This window comes from Chryseobacterium sp. Chry.R1, assembly GCF_039645525.1.
GTDB classification, from domain to species: Bacteria; Bacteroidota; Bacteroidia; order Flavobacteriales; family Weeksellaceae; genus Chryseobacterium; species Chryseobacterium proteolyticum.
In genome coordinates, this window is the sequence record NZ_CP151793.1 from 1,305,036 (window position 1) to 1,322,674 (window position 17,639).

14 protein-coding genes are annotated in these 17,639 nt (G+C 35.5%); 11 read left to right on the forward strand and 3 right to left on the reverse strand.

Annotation, left to right across the window (positions count from 1 at the left end; genetic code table 11):
- Window positions 1-162: 162 nt before the first annotated feature.
- Window positions 163-1,521: an acyl-CoA dehydrogenase family protein gene (locus AAEU33_RS06135; protein WP_345991444.1), complete on the forward strand. Its 1,359-nt coding sequence runs from the start codon at window positions 163-165 to the stop codon at window positions 1,519-1,521.
- A 25-nt stretch (window positions 1,522-1,546) separates the two neighbouring features.
- Here AAEU33_RS06135 and AAEU33_RS06140 read toward each other — a convergent pair whose 3' ends face one another.
- The 3 genes from AAEU33_RS06140 to lon all read right to left on the reverse strand — a co-directional run bounded on the left by AAEU33_RS06140 (window position 1,547) and on the right by lon (window position 5,812).
- Window positions 1,547-1,924 carry a DoxX family protein gene (locus AAEU33_RS06140; RefSeq protein WP_345991446.1) on the reverse strand — a complete coding sequence of 126 codons (378 nt, stop codon included), beginning with the start codon at window positions 1,922-1,924 and terminating at the stop codon, window positions 1,547-1,549.
- Between the two features lie 123 nt (window positions 1,925-2,047).
- Window positions 2,048-3,160: an AI-2E family transporter gene (locus AAEU33_RS06145; protein ID WP_345991448.1), complete on the reverse strand. Its 1,113-nt coding sequence runs from the start codon at window positions 3,158-3,160 to the stop codon at window positions 2,048-2,050.
- 246 nt (window positions 3,161-3,406) lie between these two features.
- Window positions 3,407-5,812, reverse strand: coding sequence for an endopeptidase La (lon, locus tag AAEU33_RS06150; RefSeq protein WP_172281276.1), 2,406 nt, complete (start codon window positions 5,810-5,812; stop codon window positions 3,407-3,409).
- A gap of 258 nt (window positions 5,813-6,070) precedes the next feature.
- On the opposite strand from lon, the gene AAEU33_RS06155 reads away from it, so the two are divergent.
- From AAEU33_RS06155 to serS, 10 genes are all read left to right on the forward strand, one after another.
- Window positions 6,071-8,221: a SurA N-terminal domain-containing protein gene (locus AAEU33_RS06155; RefSeq protein WP_345991450.1), complete on the forward strand. Its 2,151-nt coding sequence runs from the start codon at window positions 6,071-6,073 to the stop codon at window positions 8,219-8,221.
- 130 nt (window positions 8,222-8,351) lie between these two features.
- Window positions 8,352-9,302, forward strand: a complete 951-nt coding sequence (locus tag AAEU33_RS06160; protein ID WP_172281272.1) for an MlaD family protein — start codon at window positions 8,352-8,354, stop codon at window positions 9,300-9,302.
- Between the two features lie 12 nt (window positions 9,303-9,314).
- Complete coding sequence (locus AAEU33_RS06165) at window positions 9,315-10,646, forward strand: (Fe-S)-binding protein (RefSeq protein WP_172281270.1); 1,332 nt, start codon at window positions 9,315-9,317, stop codon at window positions 10,644-10,646.
- 92 nt (window positions 10,647-10,738) lie between these two features.
- The gene (locus AAEU33_RS06170; RefSeq protein ID WP_172281268.1) at window positions 10,739-11,524 is read left to right on the forward strand and encodes a (Fe-S)-binding protein; all 786 of its coding nucleotides are present in this window, start codon (window positions 10,739-10,741) and stop codon (window positions 11,522-11,524) included.
- 32 nt (window positions 11,525-11,556) lie between these two features.
- The gene (locus AAEU33_RS06175) at window positions 11,557-12,693 is read left to right on the forward strand and encodes a hypothetical protein (RefSeq protein ID WP_345991453.1); all 1,137 of its coding nucleotides are present in this window, start codon (window positions 11,557-11,559) and stop codon (window positions 12,691-12,693) included.
- A 23-nt stretch (window positions 12,694-12,716) separates the two neighbouring features.
- A complete protein-coding gene (locus AAEU33_RS06180; RefSeq protein WP_172281264.1) occupies window positions 12,717-13,205 on the forward strand; it encodes a hypothetical protein in 489 nt (162 codons plus the stop codon).
- Between the two features lie 122 nt (window positions 13,206-13,327).
- Window positions 13,328-14,461: a glycosyltransferase gene (locus AAEU33_RS06185; RefSeq protein ID WP_345991455.1), complete on the forward strand. Its 1,134-nt coding sequence runs from the start codon at window positions 13,328-13,330 to the stop codon at window positions 14,459-14,461.
- 6 nt (window positions 14,462-14,467) lie between these two features.
- Entirely contained in the window at window positions 14,468-15,730 is a 1,263-nt protein-coding gene (locus AAEU33_RS06190; protein WP_345991457.1) for a polysaccharide biosynthesis C-terminal domain-containing protein, read from the forward strand.
- 23 nt (window positions 15,731-15,753) lie between these two features.
- Window positions 15,754-16,257 carry a hypothetical protein gene (locus AAEU33_RS06195; RefSeq protein WP_172281258.1) on the forward strand — a complete coding sequence of 168 codons (504 nt, stop codon included), beginning with the start codon at window positions 15,754-15,756 and terminating at the stop codon, window positions 16,255-16,257.
- A 72-nt stretch (window positions 16,258-16,329) separates the two neighbouring features.
- Window positions 16,330-17,598 (forward strand): serine--tRNA ligase, encoded by a 1,269-nt coding sequence (serS, locus tag AAEU33_RS06200; protein WP_172281256.1) that lies wholly within the window; start codon window positions 16,330-16,332, stop codon window positions 17,596-17,598.
- Window positions 17,599-17,639 lie beyond the last annotated feature (41 nt).

A 17,639-nucleotide genomic window follows, 5' to 3' on the forward strand; every position in this document is an offset into this window, starting at 1 on the left:
AATGGTTTGTAAAGTTTGAAAATCACAAGTAAAAACTTTGTAAATAGAAAATGATGTTTAATTCATTGTAAGTCATGTATTTGTAAAATAAAGATGGTTGTAAGAATTAAATTTCGGAGTGATTTTTGTATATCTTTTACAAATTAAATCACAACTGTAAATATGTCGAATACTTTTTCCAAAATCAGAAATGCTATAGAATTATTCAGATCAATAGATTTTGATCAGTTAAGCGCAATATCCAGAAAAGTAGATCTTCCGAAGCTGATGCATAATTTCTCAAAATTAGATGACAAACAATTAGGAGGTTTAATGAAAATGCTGGATTCCGATAAAAAGAAGAGAGAGCTACCGCCCATTGACGGTGATTTTTACGATATTTATCATACGCTTACGCCTGAACAAAGAGAAATACAGCTAAAGGTGAGGGCATTTATGGAAAAGGAAGTTAAGCCTTTGGTTAATCATTATTGGTTAAGAGATGAATTTCCTTTTGAACTGATACCTAAATTCCAGAAACTGAATATTTGCGGGGTCACCTATGAAGGATATGGTTGTCCTGGAATGCCTTTTTTAATGGAGGGAGTTATTGCAATGGAGATGGCGAGAATTGATGCTTCAATAGCTACTTTTTTTGGGGTGCAGTCAGGATTGGCAATGGGATCCATTTATATATGTGGTTCTGAAGAGCAAAAGCAAAAATGGCTTCCTCAGATGCAAAAGTTTGAAAAAATAGGAGCTTTCGGATTAACGGAACCTGAAGTAGGATCCGGCGCAGCAGGAGGATTAACTGCTACATGCAAGAAAACGCCTGAAGGATGGATTCTTAACGGAGAGAAAAAATGGATTGGAAATGCTACGTTCGCTGACTTGGTGATTATCTGGGCAAGAGATGTCGATAGCGGAGAGGTGAAAGGATTTATTGTAGAAAAAGATAATCCGGGGTTCTCTGTTGAAAAAATTAAGGGAAAAATGGCTCTTCGTATCGTACAAAACGGATTAATCACTTTAAAAGATTGTCTTGTAACTGAAGAAAACAGACTTCAAAATGCAAATTCTTTTAAAGATACAGGTAAAGTATTGAGAATGACAAGGGCCGGAGTGGCCTGGATGGCGACAGGTTGCGCAAGAGGTGCTTATGAAAGTGCATTAGACTATACCAGGAAAAGAGAACAGTTTGGAAGACCCATTGCTTCTTTTCAGATGATTCAGGGGCATTTGGTAGAGATGTTGTCTAACCTTACTGCGATGCAGACGTTGGTTTTCAGGCTTTCTGAAATGCAGGACGAAGGGATTTTAAAGGATGAACATGCTTCACTGGCAAAGGTTTTTTGTACTCTACGTACAAGGGATATTGTATCCAGAGCCCGTGAGGTAATGGGTGGAAATGGAATCCTGTTAGAATATGATGTTGCAAGATTTGTAGCAGATGCCGAGGCGATATATTCTTATGAAGGAACTAAAGAAATCAATTCACTAATTGTCGGTAGGTCTATAACAGGCTTTAGTGCATTTGTATAAAAAAAGACTGCAATTGCAGTCTTTTTTAGCTTACTAAAGCTTTGTATTTTTTGCTGTTATCTGCGATTATCCAGATGTTAATTAGGAAAAGGACCAGGGAAATCGCAATCCCTGTTGAAGATGGGTCCCTGTAAGTATTATGCAATACAATACCCACCATGACGGGTAAAATTACAATTGCTCCTAAAGCTCTTGTTTTTGGAAAGATAAAAAGTAATCCCCCAATAATTTCTACTACACCCACTAAAGGCAGCAGCCAGCCGATTTCACCAAATGCAGTATATAACTTTATTTGTGCTTCGGTAAGTTTGGGTGCCGGATTGTAGTGCAGAAATTTGTCGAGCCCAGCATTCAGAAACATAAGTCCGAATAGAAGGCATAGAATGAATTTTATGATTTTCATGTTGGTGATTTTAATCAAATTTAAATAAAATTATAATAAATTGGTTATAAATGTCATTAAATTTGATTAAAGTCACCGTTTTATGCAGTATATGTTGATTATTTGTTAATGGTGGATAGATGCTCAATCCATTTCTTTTAACGTAATATTCTTTGAAATTTTGTAACTCTTTTTCTTTTTATTAGGCTTTTCGTCCTCACCCAGTAATTTTCCCCATGGCTTTAATCCATCCACTCTTTCAAAGATGATTTTAATAATAGCGATTGCAGGAATACAAAGGAACATTCCTGAAATTCCCCACAGATGTTCCCCAACAATAATTCCTATGAAAGAAAACAATGCGTTGATCTTCACTTTTGAACCTACCACAAAAGGAAGTACAATATTCCCGTCCACCACATGGACTCCTATGTAACCGATAATCACATATATACAAGTAGAAGGAGTGGTTGTTGCAAAAGCTATAAAACAAGAAATGACTAATGAAAGGCAAATTCCCAGATAAGGAATAACGTTAAGCAATCCTGTTAATACACCCAATAAAATAGCATATTTAACTCCTAAAATTGTTAGGATAATTGAGGTAAGGCTGGATACAATAATAATCTGTATGCAAAGACCGATAATATACTTCTTCGTCATAACGCGAACCTCAGATACCACTTCCTGTACACTTGCTTTATGTTTCTCACTAAAAACATTAACAATAAAGTTGTTAAGGATTCTTCTGTAATTTAAGATGAAAATGAAAAACAATATAAAAAATACAAGGAAACCTAAGCCTGTAGAAAAGATCCCAAAGGTAAATCCCAGAATAACTCCTGACGATGATAAAAGTTTATTTAAGGCCTGATCAATGTAGTCTAACTGTTCCTGGATTTTAACGTTAAAAGTATGATATACCCACTTTTGAAGCCCGCTGAAAACAGTGTCAAATTGCATTCTCAAATGCGGAAGATCTTTGGTAAAGCTTGAGAGTTGCGATCCAAAGAAGAATATTAATCCCGCTAAGATCACCAACATACAAAGAACAGATATCATTGTGGAAACAGAGCGTGGAAATCTTAATTTTCTTTCTAAGAATGTAGAAAAAGGCAAAAATAGCATTGCCATTAAAAAAGCAAGAAAGAAAGGGGCCAGGATGCTTTGTCCTAACTCTATAAGGTATCCGATACCTATAATTGAAATAATAACAAGGGTTAATTTTAGAAGGAAGGGAAGCTTAAAAAAATTCATAACTCATAATCTGTTTTATAAAATTAGTAAAACCCATTGAATTGAAAGGCTTTTTATTCAATTAACTTGAATTCTTTTCAGAATATAAATTAATTTGATTAAAGATGTGGTATCTAACTTCTGAATCCTGAGTAATTCTTTTAGGAAGACTTATAACTGTATGCCCGGACTACTGTATATTTTTAAACAAAAAACACATCTCAAAACTGAGACATGTTTTTTTTGTTTATTGATTATATGATAATATTACTTTTCTATGGCAATATCAATAACATCTTCCATTTTGTTAACGTAATGAACGTTAAGGTCTTTCAGATAATCTTTTTTGATTTCTTCCACATCTTTTCTGTTAGCTTCGCAAAGAATAACATCTTTAATACCGGCCCTTGTAGCTGCGAGAAGTTTTTCTTTGATACCTCCTACAGGAAGCACTTTTCCTCTGAGGGTAATTTCTCCCGTCATGGCCAGGTGAGGTTTAACTTTCTTGTTTTTAAAAGAAGAAACCATTGAGGTTAGCATGGCAATTCCCGCGGAAGGCCCGTCTTTTGGAGTGGCGCCTTCAGGAACGTGAACGTGAATGTTTTTCTTTTCGATATCTTCCTGATCGATTCCTAATTCTTTATGTTTTGCTTTGATATACTCCAATGCTATTGTCGCAGACTCTTTCATTACCGTTCCCAGGTTCCCTGTCATTGTCAGTGTGCCCTTTCCATTGCTGAGAATACTTTCGATAAATAAAATATCTCCTCCCACACTTGTCCAGGCCAATCCTGTAACTACTCCTGGAACTCCTGTGATCTCTGATAAGCTTTTAGGTCTTGGAACACCAAGGATCTCATCTATTTTTTCAACAGTTATCTTAGGATCGTAATCTTTAAGCAATGCGGTTTGTAATGCCACCCACCTTGCAATAGAAGCTATTCTTTTTTCTAATGTCCTTACTCCGCTTTCTGAAGTGTGAGCCTCTATAATATGTTTAAGTTCAGGATTTCCAAGCTTAAAAGATTTTGAAGTTAATCCGTTTTCTTCCTGTTGTTTTTTGATAAGATGCCTTTTTGCGATTTCTGTTTTTTCCTCCATGGTATACCCTGCAATCTGGATGATCTCCATTCTGTCAAGAAGCGGGGTTTGTATGGTAGAGAGAGAATTTGCTGTAGCAATGAACATTACTTTAGACAAATCATAACCCATTTCCAGGAAATTATCATAGAATGCATTGTTTTGTTCAGGATCCAGAACCTCTAAAAGTGCGGAACTCGGGTCTCCATGGATTCCCTGTCCTACTTTATCAATTTCATCTAATACAATAACCGGATTGGACGTTCCTGATTTTTTTATGGACTGAAGAATTCTTCCCGCCATTGCTCCTATGTAGGTTTTTCTGTGTCCGCGAATCTCACTTTCATCATGAAGACCACCTAAAGATAACCGTACATATTTTCTTCCCAGAGCATCGGCAACAGATTTTCCTAAAGAAGTTTTACCTACTCCGGGAGGACCTACAAGAAGTAATATCGGAGATTTCATGTTGTTTTTTAATTTTAAAACAGCCATGTGCTCAAGGATTCTTTTCTTTATGTCTTCCAGCCCGAAATGCGCTTTTTCAAGAACTTTTTCAGCTTTTACAATGTCGAAAACATCTTTTGTATAAGTTTCCCACGGAAGGTCCGTGAAGAAATCTAGATAATTTCTCTGAACATTATAGTCCGGAGAATTAGGGTTTTGTCTTTGTAGTCTGTTGATTTCTTTTTGAAAATGTTCTTCAACCTCCTTGCTCCATTTTTTAGTCTTTGCCTTGTTGATAAGATCTTCTACATCTCCTTCTGCTCCACCTCCAAGTTCTTCCTGGATCGTTCTGATCTGTTGGTTAAGGAAGTATTCTCTCTGCTGCTTGTCAAGATCTTTTGATGTTTTCTGATGGATCTGGTTTCTTAATTCCAGTTTTCGGTAGTCCTCATGCATCTTTTCATAACAGCTGTTGGCTCTTGCCATCAAGCTTTTTTCTTCAAGAAGCTTTTGCTTTTCTACAGAAGGGAAACTGGCATTGGTGCAAATAAAATTCAGTAAATCATCGTTATTGTTGATGTTTTTTATTGCAAAATTAGCTGCGTTTGGAATATTTGGATCAAGCTCAATTATTTTTAAAGCTAAATCCTTAATATTTTCCAGTAAAGCATCATATTCATCCTGGTTTTTGGCTTTGGTGTCTTTTAATTTAGAAATTTCAGCCTTAAAATAAGGTTGGGTTTCAATAAATTTTTTGACCTTAAAGCGGTGAAAACCTTTAGTAATGGCAGTAATATTTCCTTCAGGAAGTTTGATGATCTTTATGATCTTCGCCAGAGTTCCTGTTTGATATAAGTCTTTTTCAGTAGGCTGTTCTAGTTCTGAGTTTTTTTGACTTACAATCCCAATGAAATCTCCATTTTTCTGAGCCTCTTCAAGAAGCTGTATAGATGCTTTCCTTCCCGCGGTAATAGGTATTACTACATTTGGAAACATAACCATGTTCCTCACAGGAAGAATAGGAAATATTTTTTGTTCGGAATTTTTATCAGTTTCCGAAAAGTCGGAAAGATTTATCTCTTCCGCCACAATATCAAATCCATCGCTAATCATTTCCTCCAAACTAATATCTTCAAATTCTGTCATAGTAAATCAAATGACAAATTGTCATTCTCGTTTTAAATCGTTAAAGTGATTATGCATAATATGCTAAGAAAATACCTAGTATATTATGTTAATGTAAGATGCACAATACCTATGCCATTTGTTTTTCATTAAAAAATATGGTCAAAATTTCCTTTTTTATGAAATTTGAATTTTAAAAATTAAAAAAAGCACTTGGATTTCTGTAATTTCTTAAAAATGTGTATTTTCGCAACCTGATAAAAAACTATAATTTATAAAATGGCAATTTTAGGACAGATTAGGAATAGACCTTGGCTTTTGATGGGAGTAATTGCACTGGCGCTTTTAGCGTTTTTAGTTAATCCTGATAGCATTGATAAGGTTTTTGGAAAAAATCCTGATGTTTTAGGAAAAGTAAATGGTGAAAAGATTACCCGTGAAGAGTTTAACGATCAACTTTTCGTATTGCAACAGCAGGCAGAGCAACAAGGTCAGCCCAAAAATGGTCTTGAAGAACAAGCTTGGCAGTTGTTGGTTCAATCAAAGCTTATCAAGCAGCAGTTTGATAAGATGGGGTTTGAAATGACAGATGATTACTTCTGGAGTCAGATTCAGTATGATCAGATGTTTGCTCAAAACAAACAATTCTTTGATGAGAAAGGTAATTTTAAGACTCAAGAGCTTAAGAAACAAGTTGAGGAATTAAAAACAACAAGTGCTGAAGGATACAATCAGTGGTTGAAAACCAGAAAATCTGTTGAATACAGAATTATGGCAAGACAGGTTTTTGCTAATATTTCTACAGGGATCACTACAGGTAAGAAAGAAGCTGAAGAGTTGATGAGACAAAGAGATCAGATGGCTGATATCGATTTTGTGAAAGTAGATTACACATCTTACCTTCAGAAAAATAATATTAAAGTTAAGACAGAGGACCTTGCTGATTATATTAAGCAACATCCGGTGATGTTTAAGACTGAAGCAAGCAGAAATATTGGTATTGCTTTCTTTCCTTCTCAACCGAGTGCAGCTGATGATGCAGCAGCCTTAAAAGAAATCAATAAAATATTCTCAGGAGGAACTGATGCAAGCGGTGGGAAAGAAAATTTCCAAAATACAACCAATGACTCTATGTTTGTAATGGCCAACTCTGATATGCCTTTCAATAGCCAATATTTGAAGCCTAATCAATTGCCACAGACAATACAGTCACAGATTACAACTGCAGCTGTCGGACAGACTTTTGGTCCTTATAAAGAGCAAAATTTCTATGTGGTTTCTAAGCTTTTAGGTAAAAAGACTTCAGATTCTACACTATCAAGACATATCCTTATAGCATTCAAAGGAAGTCCTGCAGGAGAAGGTGTTACAAGATCCAAAGAAGAAGCTAAAAAATTAGCGGACTCTATCGGAGCTATCGTAAAAGCAAATCCTTCTAAATTCACAGAATTCTTAAAGCTTTCCAGCGATCCTAATTCTGCCGCTCAAGGAGGAAGTTTAGGATGGACTACTCCGGAAACTCCTTTCGTTCCTGAGTTCCTTACTTATTTGGCTAATAATCCAAAAGGAGCAACAGGTGTTGTAGAAACGCAGTTTGGATATCATATCATCAACATTGAAGATAAAAAGCCTGGTGCATTAGGATATAAAGTAGCGAATGTTGTAAAAGCAATCAAAGCTTCTGATGCTACGGAAGCAGATGTTGATAAAAAAGCAAGAAGATTCATTCAGCAGGTTCAGGGTAAATCTTTCAACGATTTCGTGAATATTGCTAAGAAAGGAAATTATCAATTCTCAAATCCTAAGGCTGCCAAAAGATTCGATGGTCAGTTACAAGGCTTAGGAACTGAAAAAGACGGTGATATTCTTGCGTGGGCTTTTGATAAGAAGAGATCTAAAGGAGATACAGAATTCTTTACAGTAGACGGAACGGGTGATAAAATTGTAGTATACCTTAACGGGAAACAGGAAAAAGGATTGGCAGATCCTGAGTCTGTAAGAGATCAGATCGAGGTGGTTGTGAAAAATAAGCTGGCTGCAAAACAGATAGCTGATAAGATTACGGCAGCTAAAGCTTCAAATCTTGATCAGATTGCAAAAATGTTTGCCACTACAAAACAAAGTGCTCAGGTGAATCTCTTAAATCCTTCAGTAGCCGGATCTATGGAGCCTAAAGTTGCCGGTGCTGCTTTTGGAGTTAAGAAATCTCAACTTTCTAAACCTGTAGAAGGAGGAACGGGAGTTTATGTTCTGATCAAAAAGAATGAGACTGTAAATAAACAACCTGGAGATCTTAAGCAATTTACAGAGTCTGTTACTCAAAGAAGTGCAGGAATGTTCGGACAGGCTTGGTTAAAGAGCTTGCAGGACAATGCTGATATCGATGATTACAGAATTGAAATCTGGAATAAGCTGGGAAATCAGCATTAATAAAAAAGTAATTTTATAGATACAAAAAGCGGCATTTTTTATGCCGCTTTTTTTGTATTTAACGCAGAGGAATAAACAGAAAGATTAATTTAAAATGTGCTATATTTGCTCATTAGAAAAAAATTAGCAAGTGAAGTTCAGTAAAGAATTAAAAGCTGGTGTAATTGCACTTTTAGCTATCGTAGGCTTTGTGTTATTATTTCAATTTATGAAAGGCCGTAGCCTTTTTACTACCGATAATATATTTTACGCGAAATATGATAATGTTGAAGGGTTGGCACAATCCTCAGCGGTATCCATCAATGGCTTGAAAGTAGGGCAGGTTGATAAGATCATTCCTCAGACAAGTAAAGATGGGAAAATCAATTTTGTTGTAAAAATTACGGTAGATAATAAATTTGAGTTTTCAAAGAACTCTACTCTTGAAATTTTTGAGCCGGGATTAATGTCTGGTAAAGAAATGCGTGTTAACCTTGTATATGGAGGGGCAACGGCAAAAGATGGGGACACTTTAAAAGGAGCTTTCAAATTGGGGACATTGGGAAGCCTTTCTTCACAGGTAGGACCGGTTAAGGATCAATTGCAATCTGTTTTACATCGTGTTGATTCTTTGATGGCCAATGCCAATATGATTGTCGATGGGCAAAACAGGGCAGAGATCAAAGCTTTACTATCCAATCTTAATAAAACTGTAGGCGCATTACAAACAACTGCAGGAAGCGTTAACAATTTAGTTGGACACAATGATCCTAAACTTCAGAAAGTTTTAGATGATGCGAGCTTAACCATGCAAAGTGGGAAAGTGACTTTAGATAAATATGGCAACCTGGCAGAGAGCATTGATACTAAAAGGTTGAATGCTACCATTGCTAATCTGGATGCTACCGTTGGTAAACTTAACCAGGTAATCGGAGGAATAGACAACGGACAAGGGAGTTTAGGGAAGTTGATGAAAGATGAACAGCTGTATAATAATTTGAACTCTGCATCTACGAATCTTAATTCGTTAATTGAAGACATGAAAGCCAATCCTAAGAGATATATCAATTTCTCCGTTTTTGGTAAGAATAATAAAGACTAATATTTACACCTTATGCAGTACATCGATAACGTTATTTTTCTGATTTTATTAATTGCTGGGTTTGGGTTGTTTGCTAAAAGCCTGATGAAAATTTACAGAAATATTCAGTTAGGCAAAGAAATCAACCGAAGTGATAAAAAGTCCGAGCGCTGGGAAACCATGGCACGGGTTGCAATGGGGCAGAGTAAAATGGTAAAGAGACCTGTAGCAGGTATTTTGCACCTTTTTGTTTATGTTGGTTTTATTATTATCAACATAGAACTTATCGAGATTATTGTCGATGGGATATTCGGTACTCACAGGTTCCTTGCTTCGGTTTTTGGCCATAGCTTCTATAGCTTCTTTACGGCAACCCTGGAAGTATTGGCATTATTGGTCATCATAGGAGTTGTTGTCTTTTTTATCCGTAGAAATTTTTATGGAGTAAAGAGATTAACAATGAAAGAATTGTTTGGATGGCCAAAACACGATGCCAACTGGATTCTTATTATTGAGTTTGCACTTATGATTGCTTTTCTTAAAATGAATACAGCAGATTGGGTACTTCAGCAAAGAGGGCTTCTTCCCGAGCATGGAAGTTTTCCAGTTAGTTCAACATTATTGGGACCTATCTTCAGCAATTTCAGTGATGGCTTTTTGTTTTTCACGGAAAAAGCAGCCTGGTGGTTTCATTTTGTGGGAATTTTATTCTTCATGAATTACCTTTATTATTCTAAGCACCTTCATATTATCCTGGCATTCCCAAGTACATGGTATGCTAATTTGGAGAAAAAAGGGAAATTCAACAATTTGGAATCTGTAACGAAGGAGATTAAACTGATGATGGATCCTAATGCTGATCCATACGCTGCGCCGGCAGAAGGCGCTGAAGCAGATGTCCCTTCCAAGTTCGGTGCTGAAGATATATTTGATCTGAATCAGGTTCAATTACTGAATGCCTACTCATGTACGGAATGCGGACGATGTACTTCTGTATGTCCTGCAAATATTACCGGTAAAAAGCTTTCTCCAAGGTTAATTCTAATGAAGACTAGAGACCGTATGGAAGAGGTTGGAAGAAATATTGACAAGAACGGAAAGTTTGTAGATGATGGCAAAAAGTTACTGAATGATTATATAACGAAAGAAGAGCTTTGGGCATGTACTACTTGTAATGCCTGTACAGAAGCTTGTCCAATATTACTGGATCCGCTTTCCATTATTTTTGAAATGAGAAGATTCCTGGTAATGGAGCAATCGGCAGCACCACAGGAACTGAATTTGATGATGACTAATGTGGAAAATAATGCTGCTCCTTGGCAGTATAATCAGGCAGACCGTTTAAACTGGGCAAACGAGAACTAGATAATTAATCAATTTGAAAATTTGAAAAATTGATTTCACTCAACCTATTTTCAAATTTCCAAATCCTCATATTTTTCAAATCATAAGAAAAGATGGATTTCAATATAAAAACAATGGCAGAATATGCTGCCGAAGGAAAAGCACCGGAAGTTTTATTCTGGGTGGGTTGCGCTGGTAGCTTTGACGACCGTGCAAAGAAAATTACGAAAGCTTTTTGTAAAATATTAAATAAGATAGGCGTTGAATTTGGGGTTTTAGGCCAGGAAGAAAGCTGTACAGGAGATCCTGCAAAACGTGCAGGAAACGAGTTTGTTTTCCAAATGATGGCATTAACGAATATTGAAGTCCTCAATGCCTATGAAGTGAAGAAAATTGTAACGGCATGTCCTCATTGCTTCAATACGCTTAAAAATGAATATCCAAGCTTAGGTGGACATTTTGAGGTAGTACATCATACTCAATTTCTTAAAAGTTTAATGGAGGAAGGCAGATTGAAAATTGAAGGTGGTGCCTTCAAAGGAAAAAAAATTACCTTCCATGATCCATGTTATTTAGGAAGAGCAAATAATGAATACGAAGCGCCAAGAATACTTTTGGAAAAACTTGATGCTGAGTTGGTAGAAATGAAACGTTGCAAAACCAACGGACTATGTTGTGGTGCAGGAGGAGCACAAATGTTTAAAGAACCTGAAAAAGGAAATAAGGATATTAATATAGAAAGAACTGAAGAGGCATTGTCTTTTGAGCCTAAAGTAATTGCTACTGGCTGTCCTTTCTGTAATACGATGATGACGGATGGGGTGAAACATTTCAATAAAAATGATGAAGTAGCCGTAAAAGATATTGTAGAGCTTCTTGCCGAGGCAGAAGATTTATAATGTCGGATCTATTGCTGATGTATTGATTCTTAATGAAGACAAAATGGAAAGTTTCCTTCCTTTTAGTAATTCTCATTTTATCTTACCTTACGTTTTGGAATTATAAAAACAGAATATACGATTGGGATATGCCAGGATATCTGGGGTGTTTATATACCTCCCGGTTTCCGGATTCTCCTGAAAAAGTAAGGAATCTTACTTTCGGTTTTATTGAAAAAGAAGCGCCCGCAGATCAGTATAGCGACATCATCGGATTGAAACCTGTAGACAGGGCAAGACAGGTTTTTAAAAACGATACGCAATCTTTTACCGAACAAATTCCGTACTTCCAGATAAAGGCCGGATATAACCTGGCGATTTCCTTTTTTTACGAAATAGGATTTTCTCCTCCTATGGCAGTTTTAGTAGCAAGCCTTATTTCTTATTTTATATCCGGACTACTGTTATTTTATATCGTTACAATTATATTTCCTCAGAAATATCTCATTGCAGCCGGGCTTACTATTGTAATAGCTCTATTACCTCCGATGACTTATATGTCCAGAGTTTCCACACCGGATATGTTTATATTTCAATTTTTACTTGTTTTTGCGATAGGTTGGATAAAACGCTGGAATAAATGGATTATGTTTTTGATTCTTTTAGGCATTACATTTACACGACCTGATTATATTCCTTTTACTTTGAGCTATCTGATGAGTGTTATTGTATTTGAATATTATAAGGATAAAAAGATTGATTTCTATATCCTGATCCAGGGAGCGGCACTTTTGTATCTGTATATGTTTATTATCAAGTTTTATAATTATCCCGGATGGAAAAATCTTTTTTATGACTCTTTTATCTACAGAAGACCAACAATATCAGCTCAACCTGCGGTGTTTACTATTGAGGAGTATCTTCATATCCTTTTAAATAAGATTACTTATTTTAAGAAAGTAAGTCTGATCTCTTTAAGTATGCTTGGTGCTGTTTTTTATCTTTCTAAGGATCAGTGGGTAAAATTATCTGCATGTCTTATTTTCGCCAATATTTATATTAAATTTATTTTTTTTCCACATTCTTCGGGTCTTAGGTTCTTTTTTGGATTCATTATACTCCTTTTTATAATATTGTTGTATGCCTTAAGTAAAAAATACAATGGTTTTAAACTGAATAAAATTGTGTAATTTTATACTTTAAATTTACAGCAATGAAGATTGAAGAATCCAATATAGTAGAAACAAGCGATTACAGAGTTATCATATATCCTGCGACAAGGCCTTTCACCACAAAAGAAGCTAAAGTTATTACAGAGAAACTGTACGACTTTCTGGCAGGGTGGGCAGCCCACGGGAAACCTCTTTCATCATCTTTTAAAATTGAAAAGAATCAGTTTATCGTGATCTGTGTAGATGAAGAAAAAGAAATGGCTTCAGGATGCAGCATCGATGCTTTGGGAAAGGTAATGAGAGAAATCGATGCGGAGTATGAATTGGGGTTATTTGACAGAATGAAGGCGAGTTACGTTGAAGAAGGAGAAATCAAAACATTAAAATTGATCGATTTTAAGACAAAGCTTAGAAACGGAGAATTATCAAGGGATATTCAGGTATTTGATTTTTCTAAAAACACATACCTTGATTTTTTGAGTCATTTCCTGTTACCTCTTGATAAGAGCTGGGCTGCTGATATTAAATAAATTTATTGAAAGTCAAAAGAAAAGAAAAGCGGATTGTTCCGCTTTTTTTCTTTTTAAAGTATATTTGTATCCAACCGGATTTTTAACTCATTTTATTTATCCGGCTATCATTTTCCAGAACCATGCCTAAAATACTTTTTCTAACCACCGCACATAGATATGATGATGACAGGATCTTCTATCATCAGGCTAAAGAGCTTAAAGGGAAGGGTTTTGATGTGAAAATCTGTAGTTTGAGCTCCGGATACAAAGGAATTATTGACGGGATAGAAATTGAATCTTATCCGGTTTTAGACCAAAGCACGAGCAGTAAGATTAAGATTTTTAAAAGGGTTTGTGATAGTTTCCAGCCGGACAGTATCATAAGTTCAGAACCACTGGCGGTTATAGCTTCAAAAAAGATAAAGAAGGAACGGGGAATAAGTGTTATCTATGATATTACGGAATGGTATCCCTCCAAAAGAATGGTTGAAAACTTCTCATTTTTTCTAAAAGGGATTCATGCTTTTAAATTTTTGATGATTCAATTGTATGCAGGATGGATAAGTACTCATTTTATTTTTGGGGAGAACACCAAAAAATTTCCTCTGGCATATGTCTTTCCGTTTAAAAGGAATATTACTTTGCCTTATTTTCCCAATGATGTTTATATCCATCCGAATATTAAGAAATTAGATCCGAATAAAATGACATTGTGTTATACGGGGCAGATTTCCAAAGAGAAAGGGATTGAAAATTTTTTTAAAGCTATTGATACATTAAGAAAAAAAAGACCGGAACTGGAGATTGCAATTCTGATTATAGGGTCATCAAGAAAGGAAAAGGATAAAAAATATTTTTCTTACTTACTTTCAAAGTACAAGTGGGAAAATATAACCATTAAAAAGCCTGCTTCTTTTGAGACTTTTACAGAAGCATATGCTGAAGCTGATTTATGTTTTGACCTTAGGGAAATGAGCTATGAAAACCATCATTGTTTACCAATTAAAATATTCTATTACGCTGCATCAGGAAAACCTGTTATTTATACCGATTTAAAAGCTACCCGGCAGCACGTAGATGTTTCTGAGTTTGGGGTTTTGGTTGATCCTGAAGATGACGATGCTATTTCAGATGCCATTATCAATTACATAGATCATCCTGAGGTATATAACAGACATGCACTGAATGCCAGACAAGAGTATGAGAAGAAATACAACTGGAATCTCATAAAAAAGCGTTTTACAGACTTCGTCAAACAATCACTTCCTAATTGAATTGATATGATGAAGCAAAATACAATTGTGAAAACGTTTATTTCCCGCTTTTTAATATTGATATTAAATTTCGGGCTAGTCATTTATACAACCAATATGTGGGGCAGTGAAGGGAAAGGGACAATTTCCATTGTGATTGCCGACCTTACCATTGTAGGCTTTTTCTGTAACATTTTTGTGGGAAGCAGCGTCACATATTTTGCCTCAAAATATAAAACGGAACAAATTCTTTTGTATGCTTATCTATGGTCTGTTTTAATAGGGATAGCTGTTCCGCTTATTTTTAGTATTATTCGTCCAGTAGAATATTTATCCTATCTCATTGGACTGTCTGTTTTGTCTTCACTTCTTGCCGCTAATATTAACTTGTTTGTCGGGCAGCAGAATATCAGAATGTTCAATCTATATACTATTTTGCAGCAAGTGGTTCATATTGTTTTTATTATAATTATTGTATACCTTATTAACATTACGTCAGTTGTATCTTACTTTATAGCCCAGCTAAGTTGCTTTGCCGTTTTATTCATAACCAGTAGCTTTCAAATCTTACGTTATTGTGAAATTGGCCGTATTTCATTTTCTAAAAAAATCCGTAATAAGCTGTTTGATTATGGTTGGAAGACACAATTAAGTGCTTTTCTTCAGTTTTTAAATAACAGGTTATCATTTTACTTTTTAGAATTTTTTAATGGGATTACGAGTGTTGGTGTTTTTTCTATCGGAATTGCTTTTTCTGAGGCGATCTGGACTGTAAGTAAAAGTCTTTCTGTGGTTTTATATTCAGATGTGGTTAATACCAGCAATCATAACATCGCTATTGAAAAAACAAAGATATCTTTGAAGATCAGTTTTTTGGTTACCTTACTTTTTATTATAATCATTTTGCTTTTACCAGCCCAGTTCTATGTGATGATTTTTGGTAAAGATTTTAGCGAAACCAAACGGATCACCCTGTTTTTATCTCCCGGCATTCTGGCTATAGCCGTAAGTAATATAATAGGATATTATTTTGCCGGGGTGAATAAACTGAGAATATTAAATATTAAATCTGTAATAGGGCTTATTTTTACGATCATTTCATCCTTTTTTATCATTCCAAGGTGGGGAATTACAGGAGCTTGTATCATAACCTCTGTTTCCTATTGTATTTCATCCGGATTATTGTTCTGGAAATTTTATGAACTGACAGAGTTCCATATCCGTGATTTTATGATTTCAAAATCTGAAATTAATTTGTTGCTGAATAAAGTATTAAGAAAAAATAATTAAAATATGTTTTATCTTTGTTCGAAATGAGAAATGTTATATTCGGAATTCTGGTAGTTTTTTTTGCGCTTCTGAGCTGTAGAAGCGACGAGGATAGTATACAAAGGATAGATCAGATTGTTAATCTGTATATGAAGAACAGTGCCGGACAGGATTTATTGAATGCCAAAAAGAGCGGCTCATTTACCGCAATTTCAATGAATGATATCAATGGGATCAGCGATAATGCTCCGGTAAGTTTTGCATTAAAGGCTACGGCAGATTCTACACTTTATATTGAGTATATTGCGGGAGCCAGAAGAGTAACTGTAGATTCAATAAGCCCTGCAGATCGAACTTACGAATCCCGCATTACATTAGCACTTACAAAAAAGCTTACAGAAACCACCAATGATGTGACAAATGATGTTCTCAGAATCCAATATCATTGGACACCTTCCGTATTCGAAGTCTCCAAAGTATTTTATAATGATGAGCTGAAGTTTACAAAACAACCAGGTGCTCCAAATGTTGTTACCATTATAAAATAATTTTAAATTTGCAAAACTGTTAGCCTGGATGATCTATGGTTTAACATTCTAATCAACTAACATCCAAATAAAATGTTACAAGTTAATTTTTTACGCGATAACAAAGAGCGCGTTTTAGAAGGTCTGAAAAAAAGACAATTCAAAAATCTTGAGTTGGTAGACGAAGCTATTGCTACCGATGACGAAAGAAAAAAAATCCAGTTTGAATTAGATTCTCAACTTTCCGAAATCAATAAAATCTCCAAAGAAATTGGGCTTTTAATGAAAGAGGGTAAAAAAGATGAAGCAGAATCAGCAAAATCTAAAACAGCACAATTTAAAGAGTCGAGTAAAGAATTACAATCACAACTGGATGTAAAAGAAAAAGACTTATTAAATATCCTGTATCAACTTCCGAATATTCCAAATGAGCTTGTAAAGAACGGAGCATCAGCAGATGATAATGAAATCATTTATCAGTCTCATGAAGTTGAAGGTCTTGGAGAAGGAGCAATTCCACACTGGGAGCTGGCAAAAAAATATAACCTTATTGATTTCGAATTAGGGGTGAAGATTGCAGGAGCCGGTTTTCCTGTTTATTTAGGAAAAGGGGCAAGAATGCAAAGAGCATTGGTGCAGTATTTTCTTGATAAAAATGTAGATGCCGGATATATGGAGGTAAATCCTCCTCACGTAGTTAATGAGGCATCTGGATATGGTACCGGACAATTACCGGACAAAGAGGGGCAAATGTATCATATCGGTGCGGATGATCTCTATTTGATTCCTACAGCTGAAGTTCCGGTAACAAATTTATATCGTGATGTTTTACTGGAAGAAAAAGATCTTCCTATTAAAAATACGGCATTTTCACAATGTTACAGAAGGGAGGCCGGTAGTTATGGAGCTCATGTAAGAGGATTGAACCGTCTTCATCAATTTGAAAAAGTAGAAATTGTAAGAATTGAAAAGCCTGAAAATTCTTATGCCGTTTTGGAAGAAATGGTTGAACATATCAAAGAGATTCTTACGGATCTTGAACTTCCTTACAGGGTATTAAGACTATGTGGCGGGGATACAGGTTTTGCGTCTGCAATGACATATGATTTCGAAGTATGGAGTGCTGCTCAGGAAAAATGGTTGGAAGTAAGTTCTGTTTCTAATTTTGAAACATTCCAGGCGAATCGTTTAAAATGCCGTTATAAAACAGATGGCAAGTCTCAGCTGGTTCATACCCTAAATGGTTCTGCTATGGCCTTACCACGAATTATGGCTGCATTGCTTGAAAATAATCAGACCGAAGAAGGAATCAGACTTCCGAAAAAAGTGGCTGAATATGCAAAATTTGAATTGATTAATTAATTCAGAAATATATAATATGAAAACCACCGGCATACCGGTGG